The sequence below is a fragment of the Pantoea sp. SOD02 genome (assembly GCF_024707505.1).
Classification (GTDB): domain Bacteria; phylum Pseudomonadota; class Gammaproteobacteria; order Enterobacterales; family Enterobacteriaceae; genus Pantoea; species Pantoea symbiotica.
This window is the reverse complement of the sequence record NZ_CP102604.1, coordinates 3,864,649-3,884,273: the sequence shown is the minus strand read 5'-3', so window position 1 is coordinate 3,884,273 and position 19,625 is coordinate 3,864,649. Positions and strand designations below refer to the sequence as shown.

Sequence of the window (19,625 nt, the reverse complement as noted above, 5' to 3'; positions counted from 1 at the left end):
CGTCGGGTCGCTGCCGCGTGCTAAATCAGTAGTACGAGTGTTCGCCGCGCTGGTGCTCGGTCAAATCACGCACGCCTTTCAGCTCAGGGAAGGCTGCCAGCAGCTCTTTCTCGATGCCATCTTTCAGCGTCACGTCGATCATCGAACAACCGTTGCAGCCACCGCCGAATTGCAGAATGGCGATGCCGTCATCGGTGATTTCCATCAGCGATACGCGACCGCCGTGTCCAGCCAGCTGCGGGTTAATCTGCGCTTGCAGCAGATATTCCACGCGTTCCACCATCGGCGCATCGTCAGAGACTTTACGCATTTTGGCGTTTGGCGCTTTCAGCGTCAGCTGCGAACCGAGGTTGTCGGTAACAAAGTCGATTTCTGCGTCATCGAGGTACGGTGCGCTCAGCTCATCAACATAGGCTGACAGTTTTTCGAACTTAAATTCGGTATCAGTCGCTTCTACTGCATCGGGTGGGCAGTAAGAAACTCCGCATTCTGCGGTTGGCGTACCCGGATTAATGACGAATACGCGAATCTGAGTGCCATCTTCTTGTTTGGACAGCAATTTTGAGAAGTGCTCTTGCGCAGCATCAGTAATAACGATCATGGCGATTGCTCAATAGTTGACTAAATTACTTGGTTATAATACGCCCAACACCGACGCTCTACAAGGTACGGCACAGGCAACCAATGTGTACGCTGGCCGCGCCTTGCGCCAGCAGGATGCGGCTAATTTCCGCCACGGTACTTCCGGTCGTCACAACATCGTCGATAAGCAGGATATGGCGTCCGCGCACCGGCATTTCAAGGCGAAAGGCACCGCGCAGGTTCTTTTTGCGCGCGCTGGCGCTCAATGAGTGCTGCACCGCGCCGTGTCGTACACGCTTTACCCCTTCGCGATATTCACAGCCCAGCCAGCGAGCCAGCGGTTTTGCCAGTAGCGCCGCCTGATTATAGCCGCGTTGCCAGGCGCGCCGACGATGCAGCGGTACGCTCAGCACCAAATCTACACGCGGCAGCCGGTAATCACGACGCATTGTTAACAATTTTAACAAAATCAGCCGCGCCAGCATCACTCTGAGTGCGGTTACGCGAGAAAACTTCAGCTGCTGCACCCAATCACTCAGCGGTGGCAGGTAATCGCTGACGCAGCTCAGGCTCTGCCACGAAGGCGGACGGCGCAGGCAGCGCCCGCACGGTTGCGTTCCACTGGCGGGTAAACCGCAGCAAGGACAGAGTTCCGGCAGGCGCGGAATCTGCTGCACGCAGCGGCTGCATAAGCCGTGGCTGGCAATCTGTAGCGGCAGGCGGCATAGCCAACACAGTGCCGGGATTGGTAGCATAGCGACCTCCTTTTCACTTTTCCGGAGTGTAACCGATGAGTTCGCTTTACTGGCACACCACAGGCACGGGCGATCGCGATCTTGTGCTGCTGCACGGCTGGGGTTTGAATGCCGAAGTGTGGCAAAACATGATTCCGCGACTCACCCCGCATTTTCGCCTGCATCTGGTGGATCTGCCGGGCTTTGGCCGCAGCCAGGGTTTTGGGCCGCTGACCTTAGCGGAAATGGCGCAACAGTTGTTGCCACAGTTACCCGATCGCGCGGTGCTGCTCGGCTGGTCGCTGGGTGGATTAGTTGCCAGCCAGCTGGCGTTAACCCAACCGCAGCGCGTTGCAGCGCTGATCACCGTCGCCTCATCGCCGTGTTTTACCGCGCGTGATGAATGGCCGGGCATCAAGCCCGAAACGCTGCAAAGTTTTCAGCAGCAGCTCAGCACTGATTTCCAGCGCACCGTGGAGCGCTTTCTGGCACTGCAAACCATGGGCACGGAAAACGCACGACAGGATGCGCGTCAGCTGAAAGAGGTGGTGTTATCACAGCCGATGCCGTCGGTTGAGGTGCTGGAAGGGGGATTAGAGATTTTGCGTCAGGATGATGTGCGCGCCGGGCTCGACGATCTGCCGCTGCCGTTCCTGCGCATTTACGGCTATCTCGATGGATTGGTGCCGCGTCGTATTGCAGAGGAACTGGATGCTCGCTGGCCAGATTCATCCTCGGTGGTAATGGAGAAAGCCGCGCATGCGCCTTTCATCTCTCACCCGGATGAATTTACGCAGCTGATCACGGAGTTTACCGCAGCCACATAAACTGCCACGCAGCCAGCGTCAAAGGCTGGCTGCCATCCAGCTTCTCCCCGCTAATCACATCCTGCACAAGCCGCGTCAGCGGTAACTGCGTCGTCACGTCATGGTGGCTGAGATTAAACACGCACAGCAAACCCTCTTCGCTATCCGGCTGATGGCGACGCAGCATCAGCACGGTATTCTCGCTCTCCAGCAGCGTCATCGGGTTATCGGGATGGAATGCGGATTGTCGGGTACGCAGCTGAATCAGTGCGCTGAGGCGTTCATACACTTGCTGACGTAGCGGGTTGCCGCCGCTGATCCACTGCTCCATCTCATGCAGATCATATTTCTGACGATTGATGGCGCGGTTGTGACCGGCGGCGCGCACGCCGTCGTTATCGTTGCGCGAGCCAAGAATACTTTGGATGTAGATCGCCGGTACGCCGGGAAACGACAGCAGAATGGCGTGCGCCAACAGGAAGCGACGTAGCCGCGTGTCATCGTCATCGCCTTGCTGATTCAGCGCATCAAAATAGGTGACGTTGATTTCATATGGGCTGGTGGTGCCATCAGCATTGTTCTTGTACGAGACCAGCGCGCCTTCCAGCGCCAAATCGCGCACCAACGCCACAATCTCCACTTCCGACAAAATGCCGCGTGCCGGATTCAGTCCAATGCCGTCGTGCGAAGCGAGAAAGTTAAAGAAAGTGGTGGTGCCGCCGCCTAAATCCAGCGTGCTGGCCCACTGACGCAGCGCACGTGCCGATCCGGAATGAATAGCGTGCAGCACCAGCGGCGGCAGCGAAAACTGATACACCATTTGCGCTTCATCTTTGCCGTTGCCGAAATAGCTGATGTTGTCTTTATGCGGCACGTTGGTTTCGGTGACGATCACCGTGCCAGGCGCCACCTCATTGGCGATGGCGCGAAACAGCTTCACCAGCTGATGCGTTTTCGGCAGGTGAATGCAGTTGGTGCCCGGCGTTTTCCACATGTAGCCGACTGCGTCGAGCCGCACATAATCCGCGCCTTTGATCAGGTAATCGAGCAGCACATCGACCATGCGAATCAGCACTTCCGGATTGCCGAAGTTGAGGTCGATCTGGTCGGCGCTGAAGGTGGTCCAGATGTAGCGCGTTTCGCCGTTGGCCATTGCAAACGGCGTGAGCAGCGGCGAAGTGCGTGGGCGCGTCACCGCGCTGAGATCGGTGGCGGGCGGCATGCTGATAAAGAAATCATCCCAACCGGGATCCAGCGCCAGAAAGTGCTGAAACCAGCGGCTGTGTGCCGACATGTGGTTGCAGACAAAATCGAACATCAGGCGCGTTTCGCTGTGCAGCGCGCTGATGTGCTGCCAGTCGCCGCAGATCGGATTGACCTGGTGATAATCGATAACCGAGAAACCATCGTCCGATGAGTAGGGAAAGAACGGCAGCAAATGCACCAGACTGAAAGTGGATTGCAGATGCTGCTGATAAAAACGCGAGAAGCTGGCGAGGGTTGGCTGTTCGGGTTCACGGAACTGATCGGCGTAAGTGATCAGCACCACATCTTTCTCATCCCAGTGTGCCTTGCGCGGCAGTTTTACCGTATCGCGCGCGGCACGAATGTGCGAAAGCAGGCGTTCACGTGCCGCGACCGGAAAGCTGCCGTGATAAATCTCATCGATTAAGGCGTTGATAATATCCATTGGATCGCAGGGCCACGCGGCAGGTCATTTTTTCAAAGCGTAGATGGACGAGCAGATTTATCAAGGCGGTATGCGCGCGGAGACGTGATGTCTCCGCGCGTGTTTAAGGCAGGAACTTAACGTTTTTTGAAGGCGGCGGCGAGCGCATCACCCATCGCGCTGTTGCCCGCCGGAGCGCTGGCCGGTTTGCCGCGACCTTTGTTATTGGCCGCAGGGCGGGCGTTTTCTTTGCCCGCACTACGGTTGCCGCCGCGCGCATTGCTTTCACCGGGCTGCTCGTCCAGACGCATGGTGAGCGCAATACGCTTACGCTGCATATCCACTTCCATCACCTTCACTTTGACGATATCGCCGGCCTTCACCACCTGATGAGGATCTTCAACGAACTTGTCGGAAAGGGAAGAGATGTGCACCAAACCATCCTGATGCACGCCGATATCAACGAAAGCACCGAAGTTGGTGACGTTGGTGACGGCGCCTTCCAGCACCATGCCCGGCAGCAGATCGTTAAGCGTTTCCACGCCTTCAGCAAATTGCGCGGTTTTAAATTCCGGACGCGGATCGCGGCCCGGCTTTTCCAGCTCTTTGATGATGTCTGTAACCGTTGGCAAGCCGAAGCGCTCATCGGTGAAGTCGCGTGCATTCAAATCGCGCAGACCGCCTGGATTGCCCATCAACTCATTCAGCGCCTGCTCGGTGGCGGCCAGAATGCGCTCGACCAGCGGATAGGCTTCCGGGTGCACGGTTGAGGCATCCAGCGGGTTATCGCCGTGGTTGATGCGCAGGAAGCCCGCGCACTGCTCAAAGGCTTTTGGCCCGAGGCGGCTCACCTTCAGCAGTTGCTGACGGTTCTGGAAGCGGCCATTTTCATCGCGCCAGCTGACAATATTCTGCGCCATCATGCGGGTTAAACCGGCCACGCGGGTGAGCAGCGCCACAGATGCGGTGTTGAGATCGACACCGACGGCGTTTACGCAGTCTTCCACCACCGCATCCAGCTTCTTCGCCAGCTGGCTTTGGCTGACGTCGTGCTGATATTGGCCTACACCGATCGATTTCGGGTCGATCTTCACCAGCTCGGCGAGCGGGTCCTGCAGGCGACGTGCGATGGAAACCGCGCCACGAATTGAAACGTCGAGATCCGGGAACTCCAGCGCCGCTAGCTCGGATGCCGAATAGACCGATGCACCGGCTTCGCTGACAATTACTTTCTGCGCGTTGATCTGCGGGAACTGCTTCTGCACGTCGAGGAAGAAACGCTCGGTCTCGCGCGAGGCGGTGCCGTTACCAATCGCCACCAGTTCAACCTGATGTTTAGCGCACAACGCCGCCACGGCGGTGGCCGCTTTCGCCGCCTGGCCGGTGTGCGGATAAATAGTATCGGTCGCGACCAGCTTGCCGGTGGCATCCACCACCGCAACTTTCACACCGGTACGCAAGCCCGGATCGAGGCCCATGGTGGCGCGCATGCCGGCAGGCGCGGCCATCAGCAGATCGTGCAGGTTACGGGCAAACACGTTGATGGCTTCATCTTCGGCGCGTTCACGAATGGTGCCCATCAATTCGGTTTCGAGGTGCAGCAGCACTTTGATGCGCCAGGTCCAGCTCACCACCGCTTTACGCCAGCTATCCGCCGGCGCGTTATTCAGGCGCAGCTTGAGGTGTTCGGCGATCAGCGTTTCGCCATAGCTTTCACGCGGGGCTTCGTCGAACTGCGGATCGGCATTCAGCGACAGCTGCAGCACGCCTTCGTTGCGGCCACGGAACATCGCCAGCGCACGGTGCGACGGTACGCCGCTCAGCGCTTCGTGGTGATCGAAGTAGTCGCGGAATTTCGCGCCTTCTTCCTCTTTACCTTCCACCACGCGCGCTACCACATGCGCGTTCTTCCACAGATATTCACGCACTTTCGCCAGCAGCGTAGCGTCTTCGGCAAAGCGCTCCATCAGGATGTAGCGCGCGCCATCCAGCGCAGCGCGCACGTCGGCGACACCTTTGTCGGCATCAACGTAGCCAGCGGCCAGCTGCTCGGGATCCTGAGATGGGTCCTGCCACAGCGTGTCGGCCAGCGGTTCCAGACCGGCTTCAATAGCGATCTGTCCGCGCGTACGACGTTTCTGTTTGTATGGCAGGTAAAGGTCTTCCAGCTCGGTTTTGTTCAGCGTGCTGTTGATGGCGGTGGCGAGTTCAGGCGTGAGTTTGCCCTGTTCGTCGATGGATTTCAGAATCGACTGGCGACGATCGTCCAGCTCGCGCAGGTAACTCAGACGGCTCTCCAGCAAACGCAGCTGGGTGTCGTCGAGTCCGCCGGTCACTTCCTTACGATAACGTGCGATAAACGGCACGGTGTTCCCTTCATCAAGTAAGCGAACGGCAGCATCAACCTGGTCGGCGCGTGCCTTCAGCTCACCTGCGATAATCTGGCTCAGTGAATCTTTCATCATCATTAACAATGCTTACACAGGGTTGGAAATAGCGGACAGTTATACGGAATGAGGCCGAAAATTGCCAGCCAGTGGCCCGCGAATCCGTCTTTTTCTGAATGCAGCGCGCGCAATCTTGCTGATGGTCAATCGGTCGCTTATTGTTAGCCTCTTTGCTGCGAAGAACCGCCGTCACCACGAGTTGAAGTCATGAAAACCCAACTGATTACCCGCGAAGGCTATAACAAGCTGCGTGCCGAACACGACCATTTGTGGAATGAAAAGCGTCCGGAAGTCACCAAAATCGTCTCATGGGCGGCCAGCCTCGGCGATCGTTCCGAAAACGCCGATTACACCTACAACAAACGTCTGCTGCGCCAGATCGATCGCCGGGTGCGCTATCTGCGCAAATGCCTCGCCGATCTAAAAATTGTTGATTACGCGCCGCAGCAGGAGGGCAAAGTGTTCTTTGGTGCCTGGGTGCAAGTGGAGAATGAGCAGGGCGATGTGAAGCGTTTCCGCATTGTTGGTCCGGATGAAATTTATGGCGAGACCATGAAAGAGTACATCTCAATCGATTCGCCGATGGCTCGCGCGCTGATCAAGAAAGAAGTGGATGACGAAGTGGTGGTCAACACGCCGGAAGGGCAGAAGTTGTGGTTCGTTAACAGCATTGAATATGTGAAAGAGGCGCCTTAACGGGGCGTTATGAATGGTCAGTTAAGGGTGAAGCGGTCGCCATTAATGGCGACCCTACGGACATTATTTACCTGGCGTGGTCGCGGTAGTGGTTGAGGTGCTGCTGCCACCTTTATCGCCGCCGCCCATGGTTGCCAGCGCCACGCCGAGCAGTGCGCCGACTGCGCCAACACCGATCGCGTCTGAGTTACCTTTCGCCGTGGTGGATGCCTGCGCGCCAGCCGCTTCGCCCGCGCTGGTGGCCGCCTGAACCTGAGTGAAGCTGGTCAGTACCAGTGCGCCCAGCAGAATTACCGTTTTTTTCATTTTTCTCTCTCCACATGAACTCAATAACAGCAGGTACGAATCCAGTGTCGGAGATCGTGAGAATAGAGGAAAGAGGAGATTACTGATTGATTTGTAGGAATTAATTTAACGCTGGCCTTGTTTTTCAGCGCTCGGGAATTGTTCCGAAAACAGATGCGCACTCCCGATGAGAAATGCCCTATTTTATGCTGCCATCACCACAACTCAGGCCTATTCTTCACCATCACCTTAAGCCAAATCGCTCTGAACGCCTCTCTGGTAGCGGGATTTTTTGTCATGAACCAGTAACAGAAAGAAAACGCGCCAAATTTTCAGATAAGCGCTAAGCGGCTTGAAAGCACAGATAAAAAACGCGAAGCGAAGCGCATTTCAGGGCTAAAAATAAATATAAGCTGCTGTTTAATATGCTTTGTAACAATTTCGGCTAGAATATAAACCATTAATGACTGTCACACTGAGGCCTCTTTTTTTAACAATATTGGCTCAGGCAATGGCGCCTTTGGGAGTTGAACATGCAAGAGAACTACAAAATTCTGGTCGTCGATGATGATATGCGTTTGCGTGCATTGCTGGAGCGCTATCTCACCGAGCAGGGCTTTCAGGTGCGTAGCGTTGCCAACGCCGAGCAAATGGATCGTCTGTTAACCCGCGAATCCTTCCACTTGATGGTGCTTGATTTGATGTTGCCGGGCGAAGATGGTTTGTCTATTTGCCGCCGTTTGCGCAGTCAAAGCAACCCGATGCCGATCATCATGGTCACCGCGAAAGGCGAGGAAGTGGATCGTATCGTCGGTCTGGAAATCGGTGCGGATGACTACATTCCAAAACCGTTTAACCCGCGTGAGTTGCTGGCGCGTATTCGTGCCGTACTGCGTCGTCAGGCCAATGAGCTGCCAGGCGCGCCATCGCAGGAAGAAGCGGTTATCGCTTTCGGTAAGTTCAAGCTGAACCTCGGCACCCGCGAGATGTTCCGTGAAGATGAGCCAATGCCGCTGACCAGCGGTGAGTTTGCCGTGCTGAAAGCGCTGGTGAGCCATCCGCGTGAGCCGCTGTCACGCGATAAGCTGATGAACCTGGCGCGTGGCCGTGAATACAGCGCCATGGAACGCTCCATCGACGTACAGATTTCGCGTCTGCGCCGCATGGTGGAAGAAGATCCAGCGCATCCACGTTACATTCAGACCGTTTGGGGTCTTGGCTACGTATTCGTTCCGGACGGCAGCAAAGCATGAGGCGATTGCGCTTCTCACCCCGCAGTTCGTTTGCCCGCACCTTGTTATTGATTGTTACCTTGCTGTTCGTCAGCCTGGTAACAACCTATCTGGTGGTGCTCAATTTCGCCATTCTTCCCAGCTTGCAGCAGTTCAATAAGGTCCTCGCGTACGAAGTGCGTATGTTGATGACCGATCGGCTGCAGCTGGAAGATGGAACTCAGTTGGAAGTGCCGCCGGCCTTCCGACGCGAAATTTATCGTGAGCTGGGCATCTCGTTGTATACCAACGCGGCGGCGGAAGAGAGCGGTTTGCGCTGGGCGCAACATTACGAATTCCTCAGTGAGCAGATGGGCCAGCAGCTGGGCGGTCCCACCGATGTCCGTGTCGAGGTGAATAAAAACTCGCCGGTGGTGTGGCTGAAAACCTGGCTGTCGCCAGATATCTGGGTGCGCGTGCCGCTCACCGAAATTCATCAGGGCGACTTCTCACCGCTGTTCCGCTACACGCTGGCGATTATGCTGCTGGCGATTGGCGGCGCCTGGCTGTTTATTCGCATCCAGAACCGACCCTTGGTGGATCTGGAGCATGCGGCGTTACAGGTTGGTAAAGGCATTATTCCGCCGCCGCTGCGTGAATACGGCGCGTCGGAAGTGCGTTCGGTGACGCGGGCGTTTAACCAGATGGCGGCCGGCGTGAAGCAGTTGGCCGACGATCGTACCTTGTTGATGGCGGGTGTCAGCCATGACTTGCGTACGCCGCTAACGCGTATTCGTCTCGCCACCGAGATGATGGGCGAGCAGGATGGTTATCTGGCGGAGTCGATCAACAAAGATATCGAAGAGTGCAACGCGATCATCGAGCAGTTCATCGATTATCTGCGCACCGGTCAGGAGATGCAGACCGAGCGCGCCGATCTGAACAGCGTACTGGGCGAAGTGGTGGCGGCAGAGAGCGGCTACGAGCGCGAGATTGAGAATGCGGTGATGTCCGAGGATTTGATGCTGGATATCAACCCACTATCAATCAAGCGCGCGCTGGCGAATCTGGTGGTCAATGCGGCGCGTTATGGCAACGGATGGATTAAGGTCAGCAGCGGCAAGGAGCTGAACCGCGCATGGTTCCAGGTGGAAGATGATGGTCCGGGCATCAAGCCGGATCAGCTACAGCATCTGTTCCAGCCATTTGTGCGCGGCGACAGCGCGCGCAGCACCAGCGGCACCGGTCTTGGTTTGGCGATTGTGCAGCGTATTATCGATGCGCATGAAGGTTCGCTGGAGATTGGTGATAGCGATCGCGGCGGATTACGGATTCGTGCGTGGTTGCCGATTCCGGAAGGTAATAGTAGTACGGCGGTGGTGAGTATTAATCACAGTTCGTGATCATTGGGAATGTTGCGGTTATTGACCAGGTGGGCATAAATGCCCACCCTACAAAATCTGATGGGCACAAATGCCCCATCAGATTTTAACTTACAACTGCGGACCCGCCTGCACCAACGCCTTCCCGGCGTCGTTATCCGTATACTTCTCGAAGTTCGTAATAAAGCGATGCGCCAGATCCTGCGCGGCTTGCTGCCAGGCCGCTTCTGTCGGCCAGCTGCGGCGCGGATCGAGAATCGCGCTTTCCACCTGCGGCAGAACTTTAGGCATCTGCAGGTTGAACACCGGCAAGGTTTCAGACTCAACCTCATCCAGCTCACCGGCCAGAATCGCGTTGATAATGGCGCGCGTGTCTTTCAACGAAATACGCTTACCACTGCCGTTCCAGCCGGTATTCACCAGATACGCCTGCGCACCTGCCGCTTCCATCCGCTTCACCAGCACGTCGGAATATTGCGTGGGGTGCAGCGTCAGGAACGCCGCACCGAAACAGGCGGAGAAGGTTGGCGTTGGCTGCGTAACGCCGCGCTCGGTACCGGCCAGTTTGGCGGTAAAGCCAGACAGGAAGTGATACTGCGTCTGTTCCGGCGTTAAGCGCGAAACCGGCGGCAGCACGCCAAAGGCATCGGCGGTGAGGAAAATCACTCGCTTGGCGTGGCCCGCTTTTGACACCGGCTGCACGATGTTTTCGATATGCTCAATCGGATACGAGACGCGGGTGTTCTCGGTCTTGCTGCCGTCAGCATAATCAACAGTGCCATCGGCGCGCACCACCACGTTTTCCAGCAGCGCATCGCGACGAATCGCGCGGTAGATTTCCGGCTCCGCCTGCTCAGACAAGTTGATGGTTTTGGCGTAGCAGCCACCTTCAAAGTTGAACACGCCATCGTCATCCCACCCGTGTTCATCATCGCCAATCAGCTGGCGATCCGGATCGGTGGACAAAGTGGTTTTGCCGGTACCGGACAGGCCGAAGAACACCGCCACATCGCCCGCTTTACCGACGTTAGCCGAACAGTGCATCGAAGCGATGCCTTTCAGCGGCAGCAGGTAATTCATGATGGCGAACAGACCTTTCTTCATTTCGCCGCCGTACCAGGTGCCGCCAATCAGCTGCATGCGTTCGGTCAGGTTGAAGGCGACGAAGTTCTCGGAGTGTAGTCCTTGCGCCTGCCAGTCTGGATTGGTGCACTGCGCGGCGTTCATCACCACGAAATCCGGTTTGAAGTGAGCCAGTTCGGCTTCGCTCGGGCGGATAAACATGTTTTTTACGAAGTGTGCCTGCCACGCCACTTCCATCACAAAGCGCACGCTGAGGCGCGTGTCGGGATTGGCACCGCAGAATGCATCAATCACAAACAGACGTTTGCCGGAAAGCTGCTGGGTGCAGCGATCTTTCAACGCCTGCCAGGTTTCCTGTGACAGCGGCTGGTTATCATTCTTTCCGTTGCCGACATCGTTCCACCACAGCGTGTCGCGCGTGGTGTCATCCCGAACGATGTACTTATCTTTAGGCGAGCGACCCGTGAAGATGCCGGTATCCACGGCAATAGCACCGCTCTGCGTCAGAATGCCTCGCGCATAACCTTCCAGCTCTGGGCGAGTTTCTTCCTGAAACAGGGTGTCGAAATCAGGGTTGTACACCACTTCAGTGGTGCCGCTGATGCCCATAGAGGCGAGGTCTTGCGATGTCAGGCCGTTAACGCGCATGTGACTGCTCCTTTAATCGGTATCTGTTACTGCATATTTTTTATGGGGTGATTCTGCTGCCTGCCTGCATAGCCACGCAGGGCAGATCGCGCGCAGTGTACTCTTCTGAGCACGGCGGAAAAGAGAAGATAGTCAGAAATGCGAGCTGGAACGTGACAAGTAGAGAAATCTGCCACTTATGAAACTAAAGTCAGCGTTATTTAGCTAATAACCGTGATAAATGATAGGGATACGTTCAGCAGGAAAGCGGGCGGATGAACCGCCCGGCAGGTGATTAATGTACTTGATCGCTGTTGTTGGTTGGCGCGTTGCGAAGGGCGGCAATGTCTACCGCATCAAACACGTAATGCGAATTGCAATAGTCGCAATTCATGTCGATTTCGCCATCCTCTTCGAGGATTTCGTTTACTTCTTCCACTGGTAGCGTGCTCAGCACTTCGCCACAGCGCTCGCGTGAACAGGTGCACTTAAAGCTCACCGGCGTTGGGTCAAACACCGTGGCTTCTTCCTGATGGTACAGACGCCACAATACGTCGGTCGCTGGCAATTCGATCAACTCTTCGCCTTTCACGGTTTCCGTCAGCGTAGCGAGGTGATTGAAATCATCGAGGTTCGACTCTTGCGCAGGCAACACTTGCAGCAGAATACCGGCTGCGCCTTTGTCGCTGGTGCGGATAAACAGGCGCGTTGGCAGTTGCTCAGAACGCATGAAATAATCTTCCAGACAACCCGCCAGCGTATCCGCTTCCAGGCCAACCACGCCTTGATAGCGCTCGCCTTTCTCTGGCGAGATGGTGATCACCAGATAGCCGTTGCCAACCATCTCTTTCAGGCTGCTGCCCGGTGCGATCTCTGCGTCTTCTTGTACGCGCGCCACGCCACGCAACTCCTGACGGTTATTACCGTTGATCACCGCCAGCGTCAGCGGACCGTCGCCCTGCAACTGCACCGTGATATCACCGTCAAACTTCAGCGTTGCCGTCAGCAGGCTGGTGGCCACCAGCAGCTCGCCCAGCAAGGTTTTTACCGGCTCAACGTAGTCGTGATTTTCGACGATTTCACGCCAGGTTTCGGTCACATTTACCAGCTGGCCGCGCACGGCGACGTTTTCGAACAGATAACGGTGCAGTTGATCGTTTGTAGACATAGTGTTTCTCTCGTTGGGGCGCGTTATTTATCGCCCGACAATTTAAATTTCATCAGATCGCGGCGCTCTTTCTTATCCGGGCGGCGATCGGGGTGCGGCATGGTTAGTGAATTCATCTTACGTGCCAGCGCAGTTTTCTCGCGCTTGTCGATGCTGGCGGCGGTTTCGGCATACAGCGCCTGGGCTTCGCTGGCCGGGCGGCGCTGATCGGTCACTGCGGTGATCACCACCGTGCGCTCATCGTTGCCCTGACGCAGCGTTAATTCGGCATTCAGCTCCACCAGTTTGCTTGGCTTGCTGCGCTGACCGTTGTAGTGCACTTTGCCGCCTTCCACCATTTCACGTGCCAGCGCACGGGTTTTATAGAAGCGCGCGGCCCACAGCCATTTATCGAGGCGCACGCCTTCGCTCACTTTCTCTTTCATGGTATTGCGGCTCCTGCTTTAACGCAGCGTCTCGCACAATTGACGATAATCGCCTACCGCCGGATGACGCTGGAAAGATTGATCGGGCCGACCGGAATCCGGATTGCTGACGCCTAAGCACCAGCGAATGCCCCAACTTGTCGCTGCATCCAGAATCGCTTCGCTGTCATCAATGAATAGCGTGCGCGCGCTGTCAAACGCAGTATGTTGCTGAACGGCCTGCCAGAGACGCGGATCCTCTTTCGGATATCCAAAGGTATGGGTGGAAAGTAATAAATCAAGGTGGGCAGCTAATCCGGTCTGCTCCAGTTTCACATCCAGATTGTAGGGATGCGCATTGGTCAGCAGAATGGTGCGTTTACCTGCGGCACGCAGTGCCTGCAACAGCGGCAGCGTATCTTCACGCATTGCCGCGCGGTGGCGCTTCTCCCACGTCATGGCGCGAATATCCAGCGCCAGCTCCTGCGACCAGTAATCGAGACAATACCAGTTTAGCGTATGCACCACGGCCTGATACTTCTGCTCAATCAGCTGATGCGCTTCGCCCAGCGTGATGGCGCGTTCGCGGCTCAAGGTTTCCGGAACATGTTCCAGCCAGAAGTGGCGGTCGAAGTCGAGATCGAGCAAGGTGCCGTCCATATCCAGCAGCACGGTATCAATCTCTGACCAGTTAAGCGTAACCTGCATTTTCTTTCTCGCCGCAAAAAAGTGGGCGACAGGGTAGCACAGAAGGGAAGGGCTCAGAACAGCGAGCGCACGCTCTGCATAGTGTTCAGATTGTGGTTGAAGCACTTATCGTAATACTGCTGAATTTCCGCCATGCGCAGGCGATTACGATGAATACGACGCAGCGCCAGCAAGCCGTTGATCACCGCGCTGGCAATCAGCACCAGCATCAACAGCGCGGTGCCCAAATAGCGCCACTGCGCCATGGCATCCGGCTCGTTATGCAGCGCGATATGGCGTGTGCCGTTGGCATCGGTGGTAATGCTGGTGATGATGCCGCTGGCGGCGAACGGTGTGTGCAGCAGCATGCCGGACATGCGTTGCAGTTCGCGCCATTGTGAAGGTGCATCAAGATCAAACAGCGCGACCGACGGCTGCGGCTGCGTCACCATCTGACGACCTTCATCACTGATAATCAGGAAGCCACCCGGCGGCGGGCTGTTGAGGTTTTCCGCCGCGCGACGCGTTTCACGCGCGAAGAAGCTGGACGTGGCGGTGTTCACCAGGTTTTCCAGCGCTTCGGCACTCACCGGACGCAGCAGCACGTTCATGCCATTCAGCTTGCCGGAATCCGCGCGGTGAATCAGTGAATCCCAATCTTTGGCGTTGCCGAGATTCACCAGCGCATTTTTCAGGCGTACACAATCCTGCTGCTGGCTGCATAGATCCTGAGTTTTCAGTACCAAATCGGAGAAATCATCCAGCAGAATCATCCCGGATTTCTGAATCGCCGAGGCCAGCTGCGGGTTGAGTTTGGGATCGGTGTTGGTTTCGGGATGCAGCTGGCGCGTGGTGGTATCGAGCAGCGCGGAGGCTTTATCGATGATATCCGATTGCGGCTGTGGCAGCGGCGCGGCGTTATTCCAGTAAATCGCCGAGCAGTCGAACGGCATATAAGCGTAGCTGCGATTGCTTTGGTAATTGCCCGGTACCGAACACATGCCGGTGCCAGCCACTTTCAGGCTGTCGCCGATATGCAGCGGCAGCGCATTCAGCTTATCCACGCTATTCACTTCAATGCTCTCGGTGCCTTTCACCCACGCAAGGCTGAGTTTGATCGGCATGCTAAGAGGAATCCAGGTGAACAGCATCACCAGCACCAGCAGCGAACCGCATGCCAGCACCAGATTTTTACGCCAGCGCTGCACCGGGAAATTCCGCACTTCATCCTGCAGCGACAGGAAGCGACCCTGACGCACCACCTGACGATTGAGATACATCTCGACGTCGGTGGTCTGGCCTAAATCATGCGCCACATACGGCTGCCAGTGTGCGGGATAGATTAAATCGATAATGCCCAGCGAGATGTTGCTCTGCTCCTGATTGGATTCACCAAACAGGCCCCAGCGTTTAGGTGCACCGCGCAGGCAATGCACATCACGTAAGCCTTTGGCGCCAGGGAAGCGATAGAGGAACCACAGACTAACCGCAATCATCAGGCAGCCGAGCAGGGCAATCCAACCCATCAGGCTGCCGGGCAGCACCAGACTCAGGAAGAACAGCAGGAACGCGAAACAGATGGCGACCGCTTCGCGCGTGCCGTCGGCGCGTGACAGTTGATACTCTTCCGAGGTCTCTTTGCGTACCTGCAGCAACTCAACGTTTTCGCTCTCTTCTTTGCGAATCGATGCGTTGGTGGACATCGGGCGCACCAGCGGCGGCAGCGCCGGTTGTTCCACGGCGTAATTCACCAGCGAATGTCCGTTGAGCGAAATCACCAGCGGCAGCGTTTGCGTGCGGATCAGCTCTACGTAGTTCTCTTCGGCGATGTACTGTTCCCACAGCGGCGGCAGATGCACTTCGACTTCGTCGAGGTAGTAACGCCATTTCTGCGGATCGTCAGTGGAGAGGCCGTAGCGGGTGATGGAGCGGGTGACAGGGTAAACATTGTTGCTTTGCGCGGTGAGCGTCAGCGCTTCAGGCTCGCGCGACTTCTTTGCCGAGCGTGCGCTGCTGTGTTGCTGCTGTTTGGCGATGAGCGCAATGTACTTTTCAACAGCGGTGCGTTCTTCGTCGGTGAGCTTGCGATTAGGCGGACTGATAAACGGCAGTGGTTTCGCCAACGGCGGACGATGCCGCATAGCGTACCAATAGCCGATACCTGCTAAGAGGGAACAGGCGAGCATGACAGCCAGAATGACAATATAAGTGCTCATGCTTTGCTCAATCCAGCCAAAAAACTGCCTTCACGTTAACGATTTACTCCCGGTGAATCCATCAATACAAGTCAATTTTGGCGAGCAGATGTCATTCTGACAAGGGAAAAGTCAGATAAAATAACGCGCAAAATCATTTAATTATAGTTTGTTAGATTATTCCTCAACGGGATGTTAACCAGACATGACTCAATTAAATATCGGTATTTTCTGAATTTAACAATACACCGTTGACTTATTGTGAATTTTTAACTGCATAGATAACAAGAAGTTGTTAGCAGCCGTAAGTGAATGTGTGTCACCATAGTTTACTTACGCTGCGTGTCGCACAATAGTTCTGGCTTCGGTATGCTGGCGTCATCACGTTTCACAGGGTTGTGCTAAGTTTGAGGCTGATATGAAAACCCCAATGAAAAAACCTGACATCCTCAATGTGGCAGCGGTGGCCCGCTCCCGCCTGTTCACTATCGAAGCGGTCGATCTCGCTTTCAGTAATGGCGCGCGCCGCGTCTATGAACGCATGAAACCTTCCGATCGTGAAGCGGTGATGATTGTGCCGATTATTGGCGATGACGTGATCCTGATTCAGGAGTACGCCGTTGGTCTGGAAAGTTACGAACTGGGCTTTCCGAAAGGGCTGATCGATCCCGGCGAAAGCGCCTTTGAAGCGGCCGATCGCGAACTGAAAGAAGAAGCCGGATTTGGTGCCACAAAGCTGGAAGCGCTGGGCAAACTGACCATGGCGCCCTCTTACTTCTCCAGCAAGATGAACATTGTGGTGGCGGAAGGGTTGTACGAAGAGAAACTGGAAGGTGATGAGCCGGAGCCGCTAATCGTCCATCGTTGGCCGCTGAATAATCTGCTGGCGCTGCTGGAGGAACCGGACTTCCGCGAAGCGCGTAACGTCAGTGCGCTTTTTATGGTGCGCGAGTGGCTGGTGAAGCAGGGCCGTTTAAGCTACTAAATTTAATCATGGTATAAAAAAGAAAGCCGGCAAATTTGCCGGCTTTTTTGATCAGAACAGTTCGTGGCTTTGGCCGTTGTCCATGATGGTGGTGCCCACATCATGCACCGAATACTCCGTCGGCTGCGTGCCGTTGATGAAGTACTCCTGACGCGAGTTGCCGCCATTGGCCAACTTGCCGGTGCCGCGATCGATGTTGACGGTGACCACGCCATCTGGCGGTGTCAGCGGCTGCACCGGCACGCCTTCCAGCGCAGATTTCATATAGTCATCCCACGCTGGCTGCGCACTCTTCGCACCACCTTCGTAACCGGAGATCTGATCCGGAATCGCGCCGGACATAGTTGAGCGACCCAGCGCGCGTGAATCATCGAAACCAATCCACACCGACGTCACCACGCCCGGACCGTAACCGGAGAACCACGCATCTTTTGAGCTGTTGGTGGTACCGGTTTTGCCGCCGATATCATTACGCTTCAGGTCACGACCGGCACGCCAGCCCGTTCCCATCCAGCCTGGCTCGCCGAAGATGTTGGTGTTCAGCGCGCTCTTGATCAGGAATGACAGCGGCGTGTTGATCACGTGCGGGGCATACTGCTGCTCGCCACCCGGCTGCGGTTGGGCAGGAACTTGCTCCAGCTCCGGCTGCGGCACGGTTTGGTTCTGCGATTGATCGGAAGTAGCGACATTCTCAACGCTCTCTTCGTTCAGCGCGACCGACTTTTTAGTATCGCCATAGATCACCGGCAAGTTGCACTGCGGACAGGCAATCTTCGGTTTCTCTTCAAAGATCACGCCGCCTTGTTCGTTCTCAATCTTAGTGATGAAGTACGGGTCGACCAGGAAGCCGCCGTTCGCCATCACCGCGTAGCCACGAACCACCTGCATTGGGGTAAAGGACGCGGCGCCTAACGCTAACGATTCGGTATGCACGATGTTCTGCGCCGGGAAGCCGAAACGCTGCAGATATTCCGCCGCGTAATCCACGCCCATCGCACGCATCGCACGCACCATCACCACGTTTTTCGACTCGCCTAAGCCCTGACGCAAACGGATTGGGCCCGCATAAGTAGGCGGTGAGTTCTTCGGACGCCAGTCAGCACCCGCACCGGCATCCCAGCGCGAAATCGGCACGTCGTTGAGAATCGATGCCAGGGTTAAACCGCGATCCATCGCTGCGGTATACAGGAATGGCTTGATGTTGGAGCCCACCTGGCGCAGCGCCTGGGTTGCGCGGTTGAACATGCTCTGGTTGAAGTCGAAGCCGCCGACCAGCGCGCGAACCGCACCATCTTCTGGATTGAGTGACACCAGCGCGGAGTTCACCGCCGGAACCTGGCCGAGCCACCAATCATCATTCACTTTGCGCACCCAAATCTGCTGGCCGGCTTGCAGCACCTGCGTCACGCTACGTGGCGTTGGGCCTTGCAGCGTGTCAGATTTGTAAGCACGCGCCCAGCGCACGCCCGCCATATTCAGCGTGACGCTGCTGCCATCTTTCAGCATTGCCGTGGCTTGATCGGCGCTGGCGCTGGTGATCACCGCAGCATTCAGCGGTCCGTAAGTCGGCAGATTTTTCAGCGCGTTCTGGATGCGGGTTTGATCCCAGCTCGCTTCGCCCACTTTCCACAGTACGTTGGTCGGGCCGCGATAACCGTGGCGCATGTCGTACGCCATCACATTGTTACGCACCGCCTGCTGCGCAGCTTCCTGCAGATGGCGAGTAACGGTGGTGTAAACCTTGTAGCCATCTTCATAAGCGCTGTCGCCGTAACGCTTCACCATCTCCTGACGCACCATTTCACTTAAATATGGTGCAGAGAAAGCGATTTCCGGGCCGTGATAGCTGGCCGCCAGCGGCGTGTTACGCGCGTCGTTATATTGCTGCTGCGTGATGTAGTTTTGGTCCAGCATACGCGCCAGCACCACATTACGACGCGCCAGCGCACGCGTATGAGAGTAGAGCGGGTTGAAGGTCGAAGGGGCTTTCGGCAATCCTGCAATCATCGCCATTTCACTCAGCGACAGTTGATCAATAGGTTTACCAAAGTAGACCTGCGCCGCCGCGCCTACGCCGTACGCGCGATAGCCGAGATAAATCTTGTTGAGGTAGAGCTCAAGGATTTCATCTTTGCTTAGCAGCTGTTCGATACGGATCGCGAGGAACGCTTCCTTAATCTTACGCATCAAGGTGCGTTCCGGGCTGAGGAAGAAGTTACGCGCCAGCTGTTGAGTAATGGTACTGGCACCCTGCGAGGCGTGACCGGACATCAGCGCAATGCTGGCTGCACGGAAAATCCCCACCGGATCGACACCGTGATGCTCGTAGAAACGGCTATCTTCGGTGGCAATAAACGCTTTGATTAACTCAGGCGGCATCTGTTGTAGGGTCAGCGGGACACGGCGCTTCTCGCCGTACTGGGCGATTAGATCGCCATCCGCGCTGTAAACCTGCATAGGAGTTTGCAGGCGCACATCTTTCAATGTGTTCACATCAGGCAGCTGCGGCTCTATGTATTTGTACAAACCATAAACCGTGCCGGCTCCCAGCAAAATGCAACACACTGCAAGGATCAATAAATACTTTACGAACTTCACCTGAGAATTCCCATCTGTTGTCGTTTGAGCAGTTTATAAGCAACCGCGCGGTAGTATAAAGACAAG

Annotated in this window: 16 protein-coding genes; 5 read left to right on the top strand and 11 right to left on the bottom strand. The window is 56.1% G+C overall.

Annotation, left to right across the window (positions count from 1 at the left end; genetic code table 11):
• Nucleotides 1-25: 25 nt before the first annotated feature.
• Both nfuA and gntX read right to left on the bottom strand, forming a co-directional pair.
• Nucleotides 26-601, bottom strand: a complete 576-nt coding sequence (gene nfuA / locus NR302_RS18085; RefSeq protein WP_008107927.1) for a Fe-S biogenesis protein NfuA — start codon at nucleotides 599-601, stop codon at nucleotides 26-28.
• A 58-nt stretch (nucleotides 602-659) separates the two neighbouring features.
• Nucleotides 660-1,337: a DNA utilization protein GntX gene (gntX, locus tag NR302_RS18080; RefSeq protein ID WP_258144096.1), complete on the bottom strand. Its 678-nt coding sequence runs from the start codon at nucleotides 1,335-1,337 to the stop codon at nucleotides 660-662.
• 35 nt (nucleotides 1,338-1,372) lie between these two features.
• Here gntX and bioH point away from each other — a divergent pair, with 35 nt between their 5' ends.
• Nucleotides 1,373-2,143 carry a pimeloyl-ACP methyl ester esterase BioH gene (bioH, locus tag NR302_RS18075; protein WP_258144095.1) on the top strand — a complete coding sequence of 257 codons (771 nt, stop codon included), beginning with the start codon at nucleotides 1,373-1,375 and terminating at the stop codon, nucleotides 2,141-2,143.
• Here bioH and NR302_RS18070 read toward each other — a convergent pair.
• Together NR302_RS18070 and NR302_RS18065 are read right to left on the bottom strand one after the other, a co-directional pair.
• Nucleotides 2,127-3,812: an alpha-amylase family glycosyl hydrolase gene (locus tag NR302_RS18070; RefSeq protein ID WP_258144094.1), complete on the bottom strand. Its 1,686-nt coding sequence runs from the start codon at nucleotides 3,810-3,812 to the stop codon at nucleotides 2,127-2,129. The genes bioH and NR302_RS18070 overlap by 17 nt on opposite strands.
• Nucleotides 3,813-3,928: 116 nt before the next feature.
• Nucleotides 3,929-6,253 (bottom strand): Tex family protein, encoded by a 2,325-nt coding sequence (locus NR302_RS18065; RefSeq protein ID WP_154157312.1) that lies wholly within the window; start codon nucleotides 6,251-6,253, stop codon nucleotides 3,929-3,931.
• Nucleotides 6,254-6,445: 192 nt separating this feature from the next.
• On the opposite strand from NR302_RS18065, the gene greB reads away from it, so the two are divergent.
• Nucleotides 6,446-6,934: a transcription elongation factor GreB gene (gene greB / locus NR302_RS18060; RefSeq protein ID WP_154157225.1), complete on the top strand. Its 489-nt coding sequence runs from the start codon at nucleotides 6,446-6,448 to the stop codon at nucleotides 6,932-6,934.
• A 63-nt stretch (nucleotides 6,935-6,997) separates the two neighbouring features.
• On the opposite strand, the gene yjbE is transcribed toward greB, so the two are convergent.
• Nucleotides 6,998-7,240: an exopolysaccharide production protein YjbE gene (gene yjbE, locus NR302_RS18055; protein ID WP_008107912.1), complete on the bottom strand. Its 243-nt coding sequence runs from the start codon at nucleotides 7,238-7,240 to the stop codon at nucleotides 6,998-7,000.
• A gap of 512 nt (nucleotides 7,241-7,752) precedes the next feature.
• Here yjbE and ompR point away from each other — a divergent pair.
• On the top strand, nucleotides 7,753-8,472 hold the full coding sequence (gene ompR / locus NR302_RS18050) for a two-component system response regulator OmpR (RefSeq protein WP_001157751.1): 720 nt from the start codon (nucleotides 7,753-7,755) through the stop codon (nucleotides 8,470-8,472).
• Nucleotides 8,469-9,833, top strand: a complete 1,365-nt coding sequence (envZ, locus tag NR302_RS18045; protein WP_008107911.1) for a two-component system sensor histidine kinase EnvZ — start codon at nucleotides 8,469-8,471, stop codon at nucleotides 9,831-9,833. Before ompR ends, envZ begins: the two co-directional genes overlap by 4 nt.
• A gap of 90 nt (nucleotides 9,834-9,923) precedes the next feature.
• Here envZ and pckA read toward each other — a convergent pair whose 3' ends face one another.
• The 5 genes from pckA to NR302_RS18020 form a co-directional block, all read right to left on the bottom strand.
• On the bottom strand, nucleotides 9,924-11,543 hold the full coding sequence (gene pckA / locus NR302_RS18040) for a phosphoenolpyruvate carboxykinase (ATP) (RefSeq protein ID WP_258144093.1): 1,620 nt from the start codon (nucleotides 11,541-11,543) through the stop codon (nucleotides 9,924-9,926).
• Between the two features lie 274 nt (nucleotides 11,544-11,817).
• Nucleotides 11,818-12,690 (bottom strand): Hsp33 family molecular chaperone HslO, encoded by an 873-nt coding sequence (gene hslO, locus NR302_RS18035; protein WP_154157223.1) that lies wholly within the window; start codon nucleotides 12,688-12,690, stop codon nucleotides 11,818-11,820.
• Between the two features lie 23 nt (nucleotides 12,691-12,713).
• Nucleotides 12,714-13,115 carry a ribosome-associated heat shock protein Hsp15 gene (gene hslR / locus NR302_RS18030; protein ID WP_008107905.1) on the bottom strand — a complete coding sequence of 134 codons (402 nt, stop codon included), beginning with the start codon at nucleotides 13,113-13,115 and terminating at the stop codon, nucleotides 12,714-12,716.
• 18 nt (nucleotides 13,116-13,133) lie between these two features.
• Complete coding sequence (gene yrfG / locus NR302_RS18025; protein WP_258144092.1) at nucleotides 13,134-13,802, bottom strand: GMP/IMP nucleotidase; 669 nt, start codon at nucleotides 13,800-13,802, stop codon at nucleotides 13,134-13,136.
• Between the two features lie 53 nt (nucleotides 13,803-13,855).
• On the bottom strand, nucleotides 13,856-15,997 hold the full coding sequence (locus NR302_RS18020) for an intracellular growth attenuator family protein (protein WP_008107900.1): 2,142 nt from the start codon (nucleotides 15,995-15,997) through the stop codon (nucleotides 13,856-13,858).
• A gap of 397 nt (nucleotides 15,998-16,394) precedes the next feature.
• Between NR302_RS18020 and nudE the strand changes: the two genes are divergently transcribed.
• On the top strand, nucleotides 16,395-16,961 hold the full coding sequence (nudE, locus tag NR302_RS18015) for an ADP compounds hydrolase NudE (RefSeq protein ID WP_008107898.1): 567 nt from the start codon (nucleotides 16,395-16,397) through the stop codon (nucleotides 16,959-16,961).
• Nucleotides 16,962-17,012: 51 nt separating this feature from the next.
• Here the strand turns inward: nudE and mrcA are convergent, their stop codons facing one another.
• Nucleotides 17,013-19,559 carry a peptidoglycan glycosyltransferase/peptidoglycan DD-transpeptidase MrcA gene (gene mrcA, locus NR302_RS18010; protein ID WP_008107896.1) on the bottom strand — a complete coding sequence of 849 codons (2,547 nt, stop codon included), beginning with the start codon at nucleotides 19,557-19,559 and terminating at the stop codon, nucleotides 17,013-17,015.
• Nucleotides 19,560-19,625 lie beyond the last annotated feature (66 nt).